Here is a 15,858-nt window from a genome sequence, read left to right as displayed (position 1 = left end):
TAGTCATCACCTGAGGGCTGATGGCACAAATGGTCACTTTCAATGCAACCAAAGCCTTCCGGTTTCGTACAAGCCGGGAGGCTTTTTTTTAGCTCCTTTTTTAGAATTTCGCTCCGTTTTTGAATGATTTTTGGCTCCGTTTTTGAAATGTTTTGAATCCGTCCACTACAAGTATCCGACACGCAACCGCATCCCGACTATTTTCTCATGAACCCACTTACCGCCACCTCCCGCCGGGAACGCATCCCCGAACTCGACCTGCTGCGGGGTTTCGCCCTCTTCGGCATCATCATGGTCAATGTGCAGTTTATCGGTCTGCCGTTTTTCAAGGCGCTGACCGACCTACACCCTTTTACCGACCCCCTGAGCCAGTTCAGTAAAGGTCTCGTAGGAATTCTCCTCGAAGGCAAGTTCATCACCCTCTTCTCTTTCATGTTCGGCTTCGGATTCTGGATGTTTACCCATCGCGCACGGGAGCGCGGACGCACGGCCGGCCCGCTCTTCTTCTGGCGCATTTTTCTGCTTGCACTGTTCGGCGCGGCACACGCCACCCTGTTCTGGGCAGGTGACATCCTCATCCCCTACGCCATCCTGGGGCTGCTACTTCTGATTTTTCTAAACCGGTCGGACAAAACCGTGCGTATCTGGATGGTGCTCTTTCCCGCATTCCAGGTTCTGCTGGTGGTCGGATTCGTTGTCCTTGTTCAGTGGGCGCTGACGATTCCGGAGGCAAAAGATGAGGTAATGGCCGGATTTGACGAAGCACGCATGCAGATGGAGCAACTCACCGCCGCAACCCTGCAGGCCTATCAGTCGTCCAGCTGGACTGCCATGATCCCGGTCCGGCTGCAGGAGCTCGCTTTCGTCTACCAGGGGTATCTGTTCGGCGGCATCGGGTTCTTTTATCTGTTCGGACTGTTCCTCGCCGGAATGCTTGCCGGACGCCAGGGATGGTTTGAGAACCTTGAGGAAAAGCTGCATGTAATCCGCAAGCGTGCTCCCTGGCTTTTGCTTGCCGGACTCGCCATTGCCATCCCGGCATACATTCTCTATCTCCGGGCGGATATCCTCATCCCGGACTGGAACTCGGCAGCCTACATCACTCTCTTTGTGGTCGGCACCCCGTTACTTTCTTCTGCCTACGCAATGCTTCTGATCCTTGGCTATCACCGATGGCGCCGGGCGCGCATCTGGGAGTGGCTGGGTTCCGCCGGACGCATGTCGCTGACCGTATATCTGACTCAGTCAGTCATTCTGACTACGGTATTTTACGGACACGGCCTCGGCCTGATGATGAAGGTGCCTGTTGCGGGGATGCTGCTCATCGCCCTGGCCACTTTTGTGCTTCAGGTTGCCGCCGCCCACTGGTGGATGCAGCGGTTTACCATGGGACCTCTGGAGTGGCTCTGGCGCGCGGCGACGTACGGATATCTTCCCGCGCTGAAAAGGAGAATGGAAGAGGCAGAATAGCCCCTGTTACCACTCCTGCAAGGCCTTTTGCTGCTCCCGGCTGTTGTTTCCTGACCCGCTGCTTTCCGCATCGGTCTCCCATTCCTCATCATAAGAGACCTCCCGCTTGTCACGCCCATGTCCGTTTCCGGAATGCGGCGCGACAGCTGCGGTACCGTTTTGACGGGATCCTCCGTGTCCAACCAGCGCCACCAAATCAGCAACCATGGCGTTGAGCTCTTCGGCCTGGGAGGACAGCTCTTCCGCCGCACTGGCGCTTTCTTCAGAGCCCGATGCGTTCTGCTGAACCACCCGGTCCATTTCGCTCATCACGGTCTGGATTTCCGAAACGCCGCTTGCCTGCTCTTTGCCTGCCGCTGATATTTCCTCGACCAGCGTACTTACTTTTCCGGCGCTCTCTCTGATTTTCTGCAGATTTTCTGCAACCTCACCGGCTACTGCGGTACCCCGTTCGGTGCTATCCTGTGACTTCTGAATCATCTGCGAAGTCTTTTCGACAGCTTCAGAGCTCCGTTTGGCAAGTGAGCGAACCTCTTCCGCCACCACGGCAAAGCCTTTCCCGGCATCGCCGGCCCTTGCCGCCTCGACAGCCGCATTAAGTGCAAGCAGATTCGTCTGAAATGCAATGTCTTCGATCGTCTTGATGATTTCGGAGGTCTCGTTCGATGCCTCACGCACCTCCTCCATGGTCCGGTTCATACGCTCCATCGCGTTGACTCCACTCTCCACGAGCGGTCCGGCCTCCTGCATCGCACGTTCGGCCTCTGATGAATTTTCCGCATTTTTCTTGATCTGAGCGGAAAACTCTTCCAGAGATGAGCTGGTCTGCTGCAGCCCGGCAGCCTGTTCGCTTGCCCCTTCCGACAGCTCCTGACTGGTACTTGAAAGCTGTGAAGACGAAGCGTTGACCTGCCCGGCACCCGCTGTCAGATTGCTGATAATTTTCCGGATGGATTTGGTGATGTTGTTCGTGAGTCCAAAGCCGATCCCTGCAGCGGCCAGCAGCAGAATAATAAAACCGGCCCCGAGTATCATCATTGCCGTGTTGAGCAGTCCAGATACCGTTTCGCCGTGAGCCAGCCCCTCGTCGATGGCACCGGTAGAATGCTCGTAGATCTCGCCCAACAAGGCATCATAATCGGTCAGAAATTCCTCGTTGGCTTCGCTGATGTTCCGTATGCGCTCAAGGAACGGGGTCAGTCCCTCCGCAGTTTGCTGCACACCTTCAGCCACGCCATCCACCAGTCCGGCCATTTCAGAACTTCCTCCGATATCATTCATCAGCCGGACATTCGATTCAAGATCACCGAGTCCGTCCAGAATGGGGGTAATCAGCGAAGTATCATGATCTTTTTCCGCTCTCAGCACCATGGTGTGGAGCTCGCTGGTGCTGTTCCGGATTCCGGAAAGCCGGGTCATTGACTCACGAACCACCTGTTCCTCTTCCTCTTCCCGGATGTGCTGTTCAAGTCTGTTCAGGCTTTGCATATAGCCCATGAGTCCCTGCATGGCGCGTTCCCGGTCCTCTTCCATCCCCTGCAGATACTGTCCGAGCCGGTTCATGGTGCGGTCAAAACCGGCAAGCACTGCTTCGATGGCTGCCATGCTTTCGTTCAGACCATCCATGCCCTGCTCATCGGCAAGCGTCCGGCCTGCATCGAGTTCATTGCGAAAATCCGAAACCGCACGCTTTGCCTCTTCAAAATCGCCGGACTCCTGCATGTGAGCATATCGGGACATGAAATATCCGGCTTCCTGGGTGTGGTATTCCAGATACCAGTAGGCGCGCCATTCGGGCAGGTTACCCTCAATCAGCCAGTTGGTATCATCCTCGACGGAATTCATCACATACATGCTGACACCGCCGAGTACAACGGCAAAAAGTCCGACTGCAATAAACCCCGCCTTGATTTTTGCCCCCAGTGTGTACTTCTGCTTCTGATTTTGCATTTCAATAATCCTTTACGTCTGTTCAGAATCGATATGCGTTAGCAGTATCGCCCTGTTTTGAAATAATAGTAGAATACGAGTGATGGCTGACCTGGAACCATCCTCTGTGCCAGTGAATGTCTACCGATTTCTCAGGATTATCGACCGTAGCCTGATGCAACTTAAATGGGCTTGCATCGGGTCTAAGGGGCATACATCAATCCGCGATCATTTTCCGGGCTGTTCCGTATGAAACGTCACTTCCACACTGAGGCCGGGATTTTCTGCAGAGAAGGAGATGTCACCGCGGATTTGCTGCACCAGTCCGTGTATAATGGTATAGCCGAACGATCCGGGATTCTCAAGGTCTCCGGGATCATCGATTCCCTCACCATCGTCCCGGATCACCAGCCGGTAAGTGTCTGCCTTTTTTTCGAAAATGACATCGATGTTTCCCTTGTCGCTTTGGCTGAATGCATGCTGAAATGCGTTGGACATCAGCTCATTGGCGATGAGGGTGCAGGGCATCGAGCGGTTCAGATCGAGCTGGACATCATCGCAGGAGACATTAACCGAGATCTCTTTGTCATTTACGAGATAAACATCCGAAAGGATCTGTACCAGTCGCTCCAGCAGCGGACGGAAATTGATTTCGGCAAAATTGTCATGTTCATAGACCAGTTCGTGGACAAGTCCCATCGACTGGATGCGGTTCCTTGTATCCCGCAATATTTTTCCGGGGTCGGCATCGGACTGGAACTCGGATTGCAGTGTCAGCAGGCTGGAAATCACTGCCATGTTGTTCTTTACCCGGTGATGGATTTCGGCCAGCAGGATGTTTTTTTCCCTGAGGTTTTCGCGGATCTGCTCTTCCGCCTTTTTTTGTTCGGTGATGTCGAACTCGCTGTGCAGCACGCGGGCGTATGTTTTTTCATAACCGGGAGCAACTTTCCAGTGGATGGAGACATCACGAATTTCGCCGTCTATTGTCTTGTGCCGGGTTTCAGCAGTAAAGTCCTTGTCACCCCTGGCAATGGCAGCAAGCGATCTGGCAAAATCCTTCCATGTATGCTCCGTAAAAATACTGTTCAATCCTTTGATCAGTGAATTTTTGTGTTCTTCCTTGTAGAGTTTGAGTGTCCGCTGATTGACATCAAGAATCTTGACTTTCTGGAACAGCTTACGGACCATTTCCGGCCTTTCCAGAAAGTAGGTTTCCAGATTATCCGCCGGCAGGTCTTCGCGGTTATTCAGCCAGTGCTTTATAATCGAGAAATCTTTCTCCCATAGAGAGATGGGGGCATCCTCAAACAGCTGCCGGTATTTCTGCTCGCTCTCCATCAGGTCGAGTTCTGCCTGTTTGCGTGCAGTTACATCCCTGACTACGGCTACCAAAACCTTGCGGCCGTCTTTGTTGCGGACCGGATTGATATTCATGTCATACCAGCTGCGTCCACCCAGAAGGTCGAGGTAGTATTCCACATTGGTGAAGCGATTCTTGTCCCTTGCTTTTTTCAGCCCTTCGATCACCTTGTCCCTGGCCGGCCGGGGGAATGAAGCCTCGTACACCGATTTGCCCAGAAAATGATCTTCGGACAGCCGGAATGATCGCGATTTGGGCATGTGATACTCGCGGAATATCAGGTCTTCATCGACCATAAATATGAGCTCATCCATGGTTTCGAAAAGCGATCTGAGCTGCTCTTCGCTGGCCCTTAGCGCATTTTCTGCCACTATGCGTTCGGTGATATCCTCAATAATTCCCAAAATTCCGTTCACTGAGCCGTCTTCTGCTTTTAACGGGGTAAAGAAGCCTCGTACCGGTGTAGTCTTGCCCGACATCATGGACGTGTACACCCCCTCATAGTCCGAAACATTACCCTCAAAAGCGTTTGCAATCGCCTTTTTTGCTTCTTTATTTTGAATGCTGAGAACATCAAACCCCAGCAGCTGTTCACGTGAGGAGCCAATAATATTCACAAACTGGTCATTGCATGTTGTGATCCTGCCACTGCCATTCACATGCATGATGCCGAACGGGGCGTGCTCAAAAATCCGGCGGAGGCGTTCTTCGCTGCGGCGCAGGGCCTGTTCTGCAAAATGGTGTTCGGTGACATCCTCAGCGGAACAGACGACAAAACGAACCGAACCATCAGAGGCGAGTTTCGGATTTTTTGTAATCCTGAGAAGACGAGACTCACCGGCAGCGTTGGTCACCCATTCGTTCGCGGCCAGTGCTTTTTTCTCATTAAATACCCTTTGGTTACCTGATACACAAATATCTGCTTCTGAGCGCGAGAGCACTTCGTACAGGCTTTTATTCTGTACATCCTCGACGGTACGTCCGAGGAAATCAGCGTGGGCTCTGTTTACATTACCATAGGTTTCCAGATCTTTCAGATACCATATCTGCGTGGAAATATTGTTGGCCAGCAGTTCGTACTCTTCCCGCAATCTTCTCTCGTGGGTGATATCTGTCAGTGTTGCGGAAACGTACATATTTTCCGGTGACTGCAGCTCCACGCGCAGCCAGAGATCAAGCGGGGCGACGTAATCCTCAACAATGGTGCTGCTGCCATTGCATGCAACCTCTCCTATTTTTTCGATCCATGTAAACCCCTTCGCACGCAGATCCGGCAGGACATTTCCGATTCTTTTATTTTCGATTTGGCCGGGCAACAACCCGGTATGCCGGCAAAAAGCGGGGTTTACCTCGAGAATGTAAAGATCTTCGGGGCGGCCGTCATCATCCAGAACTATTTTGCCGAATGCATAACCCACCTGAGATTCCATCAGAATCTTTTTGTAATAGTCCTCTTTCATTGTCTGCGAGTGTAAAAAATTGCTTCAGGAAATAATGATGCGGGCCCGGGTTCTCAAGAGCGACCCCTGTTGTCGTCTGCGGGAAAATAAATTGGAGAATATATGGGTTTTGCTGCAAAACTGCACTTCGGCAACTTTTTTTTCTCATCTCATCAGCAGCATCCCGGAGTTGCCGCCTCTTTTTTCTCTTTCATTCCGGTATAAAATGGTTTGTGCGGTTTGAAACGGATTTCCACAGACAATCCGGTATCACCGGATGCGATGTCAATAATACCCCCAATTTGTTGTACAAGACCGTGTATGATCGTATATCCAAAAGACTCCGGGGTTTCCAGGGCTGCTGTATCAGCGACTCCCTTTCCGTCGTCACGGACCACCAGTTTGCAGCACTCACCGTCTTTGTGACATATTACATCAATAACTCCGCTGTCATTTCCATCAAAGGCATGCAAGCAGGCATTAGTGATCAGTTCATTGGCAAGAAGCGTGCAGGGAACGGACTGATTCATTTCAAGCATCAGATCGTCACAGGTGATGTTGACGGATATGTCTTTGTCATGACTTCCGTAAATCTGCTTGATGTTATCAGCCAGGCGCTTAAGCAGTTCATCAAACCTGATCTCGGCAAAATTCTGGTCCTCATACACCAGTTCATGGACAAGAGCCATGGAGCGGATGCGGTTGCACGTATCCCGAAGCATGGTAAGCGGATCCTGCCCGGCCTGAAAATCCGACTGCAGTGTCAGCAGACTCGAAATCACTGCCATGTTGTTTTTCACCCGGTGATGAATTTCCGAAAGCAGAACGTTTTTTTCCCGCAGGTTTTTTTGGATGAGAGCTTCGGCCTTTTTGCGATCGGTGATATTCATGGCGCTGATAATCACCCTGGAATAGGAAGATTCATGGCCGGACATCACCGACCAGTGGATATCAAAAATAAGCTCGCTTCCGTCAAAGGCCCGGTGTTTGTGTTCAAAGGCTGCTTCGGTGCCTCCCCTGGCAATTAACTTGAGGACAGTGATGTAATTATGCATTGAACCTTCATGAAAAACGCGATCCAGTGCATCCAACAGCTGCTCTTTGGAATCCGCCTTATGCTCGGTGACGGCGGTTTTATTGACGTCGCAAACAACCACTTCTCCCATCAGATTCAATGCTTTTTCAGGATTGTTCTGCAACCAGGAACCAAGATCCGTATCAAGTTCCAGCTTCATCCGGTCCATCTGTTCTTTCACCATAGAATAGTCCATTTCAATCAGCGAAACCGGTGAATCTTCAAACAGCTGGCGGTAGCTGGCTTCCCTTTCACGAATGGTAAGCTCAGCATCTTTGCGCCGTGTCACATCCCTCACGACACCAATAAGAATCCTGTTTCCTTCATAATCACGGGCAGCGGTAATATTCATATCATGCCACAATCGTTTATCGGGCAGGTCGACATAATATTCGACATTTGAATATTCCCCTGTTCTGCGGGTGTACTTGAGGGCATTCCAAATTTTTGCCCTTGCAGGCTCGGGAAACTCGATATCATCCAGATGTTTTCCGAGAAAATCCTCTTTGGGCCTGTAAAGTGTGCGGCTTTGAGGCTGACTGAACTCGACAATAATGTCGTTGCAGTCAACCACAAAAATGGTCTCATCGATACCTTCGACAAGCGAGCGAAGCTGTTGCTCGCTGACCTTCAGTTCCTTTTCTGCTTTTTTTCGATCCGTAATATCCTCAATAATACCAATCCCGCCTTTAATAGCCTGATGTTCCGATTTTATCGGTGCGAATATACCTCTCAGAGGGGTGATCTTTCCTGAAGTAACCGATTCGTACTCTCCGTCATAGGTACTTATGTCGCCAGCGAGTGCCTTTGAAACAGCGCTTTTGACCTTGGTATCAGGGAGATCAGACATATTCAGACCTACCAGAACATCGCGTTCGGATCCAATAATTTTGACAAAATTTTCATTACAGTCGGTTATGATGCCATCGGCACTGAAGTGGAATATGCCAAGGGGAGAGTTCTGAAAAATCTGCCGGAACTTCTCCTCACTCTGGCGCAATGCCTGCTTTGCCCGCCGGCGCCCGGTGATGTCCTCGGCTGTACAGGCCAGGAACTCCACATTGCCGTAGCGGTCACGTTTGGGGTTTTTGGTGACGCGCAGCAGACGGCGTTCGCCCTTGCCGTTGGTTGCCCACTCCTCGGTGGTAACCGGTGCCTTTTTGTCAAAAATCTGACAGTTATTGGCATAGCAAATATCGGCCTCGGTTTTATTCAGAAACTGGTACAGGCTTTTGTCCTGAATTTGGTGTTTCGGAATACCAAGAAAATCGGCATGAGCCTGGTTGACTCTGCCATAGTGCTCGCAATCCTTGAGATACCAGATCTGGGTACCGATGTTGTCGACCAGAAGATCCTGCTCATCCTCCGCCCTTTTAAAATTGGTAATATCGACAAATATGGTCGAAAAGAAATGCTTTTTGGGAGAATATGCCTGCACACGGTACCAGCGCTGTAAGTGACCGAAGTACTGTTCAAACATCAATTCACCCTTATTCAGGGCGATGTCGCCATATTTGCCGATCCAGTCAAATTCATCATTTGCAATATCCGGAATAACTTCCGTCACGGGCCGGTTGCAGATCTCTGAGCCCTTCAATCCGGTCAGCCGTTCAAACTCCTTATTCACATCCAGGAAAACGTAATCACATGGACGTCCGTGATCATCCAGGACTATTTTGTGCCAGGCATAGCCATAAGGTGCTGATTTGATGAGATCCTTGTAGTGAACGTGCGCCATGGGCAGCCCTCCAGGATGTTCAGAAAAGTATTTTTAGCAGGTTACACCTGAGTTATTCCGTTTGTCGCATTTTACAATTATCAAGGCCAATGTCAACTTTTGTGCATAGAAACCCGGCATCATTTTGATTTTCTGTTATTTATGCCAGTGGCAACACTTCCTCCTCCGGAAAACGTGATTATGTGCGATCCCCCTGATTTAGTGATGAGAGAGCGGGATGATCACAGTTATCGGAAGAAAAAGAGGTGAGCTTAAGCTTAGATATTCAAAACTTTTTGCATAAGTACCTCTTGGAATGAAATTCAGTTTAGTGTTGGATTAAGCTTCAGAAGAATTCAGAAATCTATGACTGATAAGAAGTGATAAAGTTTCTATGGCGCAGAATAGTAGTGACAAAAGATTTCATATCTTGGCAAAAAAAGTATATCGATCGACACCTCTTCTGGGAACTTTACAAATTGTTTCTATATCGCTAAAGCCAACCTTATTCAACCATTCTGCAATCCATGTATCCGGATCGGAGCCCATGTCTGGCAGTAATTTGTGCCAATGAAAATTGATTTCATTTGATTGACCCATTTCAAATATTAACCCGAAATTTGTTTTCCTAGAAAAACTTGTCATCAAATGTTCTGCGTATTCCAACCCCTTTTCCATAATTATATGATGAATCACAGAAAGGGAAATTGTGATATCCGTTGAGGGGATTTGCTTAATGATTTGTTCGTCATATAAGCTTCCGGTATACAAAGCAAAATTTTCAAACCCATTAAGACATAGAGACCATTGTGCCGTCATTACTTTAATTTTGCTTGCATCCATTCCTACAGAGAAACACCCCTCTTCACAACCTATTCTTAGATAATGACCTTCGCTGCAACCATAATCACTTAGCGATAGACAATTACTTTTCCTGATAATGTCTCGTATCACCAAGTCTCTTTCCATAGAGTATCTACCCGAAGATATTTGTTTATTCTCTATAAAAACCGGCTGATATGTCTCAATATTGCCAAGTAGTTTTACAAAATGATCTTTTGCTTTTGTCAATGAGTCTTTTTTAGCTCCCTCATTTAAGAGATATTTATAATTATTTCTTGAACCATTACTCTTTGGCGTAGAGATAGTTTTTTTGGCCACTGAAGATTCAACGTCCTCTTTCAATAGTATTCTGCAATGATGTAAATACAAATCCATTGAAGAGATTACTTTTTCAAGCTCCTTGCTAACTGACTGCTTTGTTGCTTCTTCTTTTATGCCTTTCGAAATAACAGCTAAAGTATTTTTCATCTTATACAGGGAAAAATTCGCCCTTGTAATACAACCTATTCTGGCAGCTGAGACGATATCATCCGGGTCATAACCTTCATTTACCGAAGACCAATTCTCTACATAGGTATCTACCACTTCATAAAACCATGCTTCCAAATTGTCCAAATTTGGCCAATGTGTGCCCGCTGCATAATTTGGATGAATCATCCTTCCGACATCTTCACCCGGAAAACCTGTACCCACAGTAGCCCAGTCAATTGCAACCAGCCCATTACTACTTCGTATCAAATTGTTTCTATGCAGGTCAGAGTGACACAAAACTTCAGGGAGCCTGTCTGATAGTTTTCCGAATATTTCATTTACTTTTTTTTCAGTAAGGCGAATAATTTCTTTTGCATCATCGACCCAGGTATCCCTCATGTTCATCTTGACCAAATAGTCTGCAATTTGCCTGGCAGAAGTCAATGAATTCCTGAATTGACTCATTTTCGACCTGTAAAACCAGTCTTTCTTATCTCCGACCTTTACTATTTTATTAAAATCAGCTATGGCTTTTGCCGCTTCTAAATAATCAATTCTTCTCCAGGGAGTACCTTTATCGTAATGATATTCCAATATCATTACGATCCTATCTTCATTTCTATCAATAGCTAAGGCTCTGGGAAACTTTAGCGCATGTCCTTCAAACAAATGTTGATTCTCATAAAATAAGCCCTCCCTCTCCCAGTAGTTTGTCTCACTCTCGAATGTATATCCTTTTTTCTGTAAAACTTTTATGAGCAAACTTGCAGATCTGATGTTCGACTGATTGCGATATTTAACTGCAGCTTCGTAAACAACTGCCGTACTTGCTCCTCTCGCTTTCCCCTCTACATCATAATATGCAACACTTTGAATTATTGGAGCTTCTTGTTCCGTTAGCTTACGAATTGCCGCTTCAATTAACCTGGTAGAAGGTTTATTTTCATCAGAGATATCGACCTTACGCTTCTTATTTTTTAAGTTCAAATCAATTGGGCTATCATCATTTTTGACGACCCAAAACCATTTGTTAAAATTAATCGAGTTTTGCCATAATGTATGAGTTATGCTCAGGTTATAAGCATTACCTTTTCCAAGAAAACCCGCTTTTATGATAAAGGGCTGTTTTTCCGCATTCCCCTCAAGCACCTCCATCATCTTACGCTCCTGCGGACCACTCCGATACGTACTCACATCTTTGAGCTGAATCCAGGACTCAACTGTTCTGACCATCAGCCATTTTGCAAGACCGGTTTTGACAGGCGCATGATCCTGGCCTGATACCGGCAACATGAAAGGAAGATCCAAACTCATGTTCTCCTGTCCCAGGCTTGTGGTCTGAATCAGTTTCTGCATCACTGCCACGGCCTGCCCTTGTTTACCCAATGCATGTAATGTCCGCACCAGCGTGAACACAACAGGGGCACTTTCCGTCCCCTGATTGTACAAATTGATCAACATCTGAGCCGCCGCAAGCAACAGTTTTGCCTTCTTGCTTCCGGCATGACCGGCAGCCGCCCCAAATACTTCAATCTGTTCTGCTGCTAACAGATAATTTAGTGCCTTTACATACTTTTCAGTGTCTCCTGAAACCTCAATACTCTTGCACTGCTCCATCAACTCATCGGTCCACGGCAGTTTTGCGAGCTCCGTTTTCCAGAGATCGATCTTCGGCTCATATGTTGCGACTGCCTCATCATACAGCCATCCGGCTTCTTTAGCTGCCCCTCGCTGACTCTGATGAATTGCTATCAGATTCAGCAGATAAGGATCAGCACCCGCATTGGCATCATGTTCCGTCAAAATGTTCGCCCCGGGTACATATTCATACAAGATGTATCCAAAACCGGCCGCAACTTCCGCAAAATCACGCGAGTTCTGCCCGCTTAATGCAATCAAAAGCAGTGGTTTTTCCTCTTTGACAAGCTGCTGTGCCCCCTTCAATGCAGCGGTCTCTTCTCCGTTGACATCAATTTTCAGCAGACCCACCTCCGGACGCCCCTCAAACTCCCACCAGGCATCCAGCGTGACAAGGTTCACCTCATCGCCCTGTCCGTCAGCAACGATCGTGCTCTCCTCCGGAGTCTTCCCATGCTTCAAAACAGCTTTGCCCGGTGTTTCCGACACTGCCCGGCCAATCACCTCGAGCTGCTCAAACCCGTTCTCCAGCTTGCTCATCTCCAGATGTCTGCGCGCCAGCGACCCCGCCTCAAATGCATACACCTTTCCTCCCGGACCCACTTTTTTCGCCATCGGCAGCGCGTACACGCCGAAACCGGCGCCAACATCCACCACGCTCATGCCCGGCTTCAGGTAATCCCGCACAAACTGGAGCTCCGGCTCGTACCATTGTTCCTGCTCCAGCAACACATACGGCGTCAGCATGTTCAGGTCGGCCGGTGTGCAGATGGTCACATCGTCTTTGGTCTCGATTTTCCATGTTTTTTCCTCATTACTGTCAACTGAGCCGTTACCGGTACTGCCCTTCACGGGATTACCATTTGTTTCCGGTGACAGGGTCCCATTCCCGTTTGCATTAATATCACCCGATGCCTGCTGCGCACCGTTTCCGGATGCATTTGCCACCGCTTCTTCTTTTTCAACTGCTGATTTTTTTGTGACAGATACACCCGCTTCCACCGCAATATGATCCCGCCATTCGTCATCAGCAGATTCCCATCCTGCCACGCGCTGCTTCCACATCTCACGAAACGCCACCGCCAGATGTGCCCCGAACCGCTCACCATCGCACAGCGCCGACAACCGCACCCGCTCCCGCAGGCCCGCCCGCAGCTCCGCAAGCGCCTCCTTGTCCGAGGCCAGTGCCACCGCCTTCGCGATGTAATCCTCACGGCTGCCGGTCACCATCTCCGGCAAACCCGCATTCATCAGATGGGTCGTGGAATGCCGCCCGGCAAAGGTCGGACCCGGCAGCGTCACTACCGGTACACCCATCCAAAGCGCCTCGCATGTACTCAAACCGCCGGAATACGGCCAGGGGTCCAGCGCAATATCCACACGGTTGTACGCATCCAGCAGTTCCGGATGCGGCGACATCCCCTCAAAGATCAGCCGTTCACGGGCAATGCCCGCAGATTCCATCTGACTGATAATGCTGTCCGTGAACATCGCGGTATCGTATTGCTTGCTCTTGAGAAACAACCGGCTGTCCGGCACGCGATGCATGATTTCCGCCCACTTTTCGATGAGCCGGCTGTTCACCTTTGTCGGATTGTTGAAACAGCCGAAGGTGATGTACCCCTTTTCTTCTGCCGGCAGGGGTCCCACTTCCGGGGCGTATTCGGGCGGCAGAAAGCAGATGTAATCATCGGGCATGCGGATCAGCTTCTCCGTGTAACAGGGCTCTTCTCCTTCGGGCGACTCGTGCCAGTCGGTGATCAGGTAGTCCATGGCGCGGAGCCCGCTGGTGTTGAACAGTCCGCCAACCCACTTCACAATGACCGGCGCCGGCTCCATCGCGACCGTCTTCAGCCGGTTGTACGCCGAATGGCCGGAAAGCTCGACCAGAATATCGACCTCATCATCCCGGATCATCTGTCCGACAACCTCATCGCTGTATCCGACAATCGGTTTCCACTCATCCGAAGCCGCGTGTATCCTTTTTGTGATCAGGTCGTTGATGTTATTGTTGGTGTAGCAAATAATTTCAAACTGATCGTCCGGCAGGTTTTCCAGGGCTTCCGTGATCATCCAGCCCACCGGATGCCGGAAGAACCCACCGGAAATAAATCCGACACGCAGCTTGCGGTCCGGGCTTTTATCGGCCGGCACGGGGCGCTCCGGACGGATTTCCGGCGCGAAGTGCCTGTCCCACTCCATATGCGCCTCAAAAATTTCCTCCCGGGTTCTTTCGGGATTGTAATGGAGTCCCATCAGGTAATTGGAAAGGGACTCCGTGGACCCCGGCTGATCACGAAATGCCTGCCGGTAGTTCTGTTCCGACTCGTTGAACCGGCCCATATCCTGAAGCGTCAGGGCATAATTGGATCGCACCGCACCGAATTTCGGCTTTTCGGACAAAATGTCCTCGTAGCGGGAAATTGCTTCCTCGAAACGGCCTTCTGCACGGCACACCTCAGCCAGCGATATTCTCGCTTCCAGATCGCGTGGCATTTTTTCCAGAATGGCCCCGAGGCAGGCCCTGGCTTCCTGATATTCCCCGCTTTTCTGGTGGATAAGTGCTTTCTGAATATTTGCCTGATGGTATTCCGGGTCGACTTTCAGGGTAATATCGAACAGCTCCATGGCTTTCCTGAGATTGCCCTGGTCCTTGTAGATGGATCCGATGCGAAATGCCACACCGGCGCTTCGCGGATCGAGCTGATTGGCTTTCTGATAGCATTTGAGCGCACTTTCAAGTTTTGCCTGCGCCCTGTAGGCCGATCCGAGATTGAGCCACGCCTTGAAGAAATCGGGTTTCCGCTTCAGCGCCTCCTGCCCGTATATCACCGCTTGCTCATGATTCCCCTGTTTGTGCTCGGCCACGGACATCAAATGCCAGGTTTCCGGCTGATCGGACCCAAGCTCCTGTGCCTTGCGCAGGAATCCGGCTGCATCACCATTCCTGTCCTTCTGCATCAGCGCCACGCCCATATAGTGAAACACCGGCCAGGGAGCATTCTTTTTCTTCACCAGAGGCCGGAGTGTCTTTATGGCTTTGTCGGGATTCGGTTTTTGGCTGTTCAAAAGGGCGATCGCCCGCTGCAGCTGCAGTTTCATCTGTTTAAAAGTTTTGATTTATAATGTCAGATAGAATGACATGACCGTTTCAATCATGCGCATGTGTGTCCGGATTTCAGCCGGTCATGGACATTTCATGTGTTTAAATATTTGGATTTAAATCGTCACATACAGTACCCATGTTGGCTATAATCATGCTACTGTGTGACGGTAAGCCGCAATTGGTATTTCATGCTAAAAAGCTTTCGGTTTATAATGACAGATGTAGTGTCATGAGTATATATAATCGTATGCCTTTGTGATCGGTAAGCCACCCGGTCATCAGTATTCCATCGGACACTGGTTTTGTGTATGCGTAGCTCATCAATATGTCCGTATCAAACCATTGCAAAGAACATGCCATTTACTGTGGCACGAAACTTGCAGCGATATCTCCCGGAGCACTTTAGAATTTCTTAATCTCATTAAGTTTTTGGCGGATCATTCCGATAACCCGAATAACACGAGCTATCAAACCTGAACCATTATGCGCGACCCACAACTTCAATATCAGCGTCAGGCTGTCATGAACGCCTCACCAATCAAACTGGTGGTAAAACTCTATGACCTGGCCATTCAGTCAACGTACCGTGAAGACGATAAAAAGCTGCGGGAAATCCTCTCCACGCTGATCAAGGGACTGAATTTTGACCATCAGCCGGCCGATCAGCTCTACAGCATCTACCGTTATTGCCAGGATTTGTCTCGTGAAAAGAAATTTGAAGAGATTCGGGAGATACTCGAACCGATTCGTGATGCCTGGGAAGAGTCGGCATCACAGGTCACCGCTGAAAATGCCAAAGGGTAACGA

General features: G+C 49.5%; 6 protein-coding genes and 1 pseudogene. 2 read left to right on the top strand and 5 right to left on the bottom strand.

Annotated elements, in window-relative coordinates:
* Window positions 1–207 precede the first annotated feature (207 nt).
* Window positions 208–1,470, top strand: coding sequence for a DUF418 domain-containing protein (locus NATSA_RS04800; protein WP_210510878.1), 1,263 nt, complete (start codon window positions 208–210; stop codon window positions 1,468–1,470).
* Between the two features lie 6 nt (window positions 1,471–1,476).
* Here the strand turns inward: NATSA_RS04800 and NATSA_RS04795 are convergent, their stop codons facing one another.
* The 5 genes and pseudogenes from NATSA_RS04795 to NATSA_RS15725 form a co-directional block, all read right to left on the bottom strand.
* Complete coding sequence (locus tag NATSA_RS04795) at window positions 1,477–3,420, bottom strand: methyl-accepting chemotaxis protein (RefSeq protein WP_210510877.1); 1,944 nt, start codon at window positions 3,418–3,420, stop codon at window positions 1,477–1,479.
* Between the two features lie 207 nt (window positions 3,421–3,627).
* Window positions 3,628–6,222, bottom strand: coding sequence for a PAS domain S-box protein (locus NATSA_RS04790; RefSeq protein WP_210510876.1), 2,595 nt, complete (start codon window positions 6,220–6,222; stop codon window positions 3,628–3,630).
* Between the two features lie 152 nt (window positions 6,223–6,374).
* Entirely contained in the window at window positions 6,375–9,014 is a 2,640-nt protein-coding gene (locus NATSA_RS04785; protein WP_210510875.1) for a PAS domain S-box protein, read from the bottom strand.
* Window positions 9,015–9,416: 402 nt separating this feature from the next.
* Window positions 9,417–14,147 (bottom strand): FkbM family methyltransferase, encoded by a 4,731-nt coding sequence (locus tag NATSA_RS04780; RefSeq protein ID WP_246481709.1) that lies wholly within the window; start codon window positions 14,145–14,147, stop codon window positions 9,417–9,419.
* A 231-nt stretch (window positions 14,148–14,378) separates the two neighbouring features.
* Window positions 14,379–14,819, bottom strand: a pseudogene (locus tag NATSA_RS15725) (tetratricopeptide repeat protein); the annotation flags it as partial.
* A gap of 715 nt (window positions 14,820–15,534) precedes the next feature.
* Here NATSA_RS15725 and NATSA_RS04775 point away from each other — a divergent pair.
* Window positions 15,535–15,855 carry a flagellar export chaperone FliS gene (locus NATSA_RS04775; RefSeq protein ID WP_210510873.1) on the top strand — a complete coding sequence of 107 codons (321 nt, stop codon included), beginning with the start codon at window positions 15,535–15,537 and terminating at the stop codon, window positions 15,853–15,855.
* Window positions 15,856–15,858: the final 3 nt, after the last annotated feature.

This window comes from Natronogracilivirga saccharolytica (assembly GCF_017921895.1).
Taxonomy (GTDB): Bacteria; Bacteroidota; Rhodothermia; order Balneolales; family Natronogracilivirgulaceae; genus Natronogracilivirga; species Natronogracilivirga saccharolytica.
This window is presented reverse-complemented; position numbering and strand designations above follow the sequence as displayed.

Coding starts and splice junctions, on each gene's coding strand:
- NATSA_RS04800 (WP_210510878.1), top strand. CDS start 208: ATGAACCCACTTACCGCCACCTCCCGCCGGGAACGCATCCCCGAACTC.
- NATSA_RS04795 (WP_210510877.1), bottom strand. CDS start 3,420: ATGCAAAATCAGAAGCAGAAGTACACACTGGGGGCAAAAATCAAGGCG.
- NATSA_RS04780 (WP_246481709.1), bottom strand. CDS start 14,147: ATGGAGTGGGACAGGCACTTCGCGCCGGAAATCCGTCCGGAGCGCCCC.
- NATSA_RS04775 (WP_210510873.1), top strand. CDS start 15,535: ATGCGCGACCCACAACTTCAATATCAGCGTCAGGCTGTCATGAACGCC.
- NATSA_RS04785 (WP_210510875.1), bottom strand. CDS start 9,014: ATGGCGCACGTTCACTACAAGGATCTCATCAAATCAGCACCTTATGGC.
- NATSA_RS04790 (WP_210510876.1), bottom strand. CDS start 6,222: ATGAAAGAGGACTATTACAAAAAGATTCTGATGGAATCTCAGGTGGGT.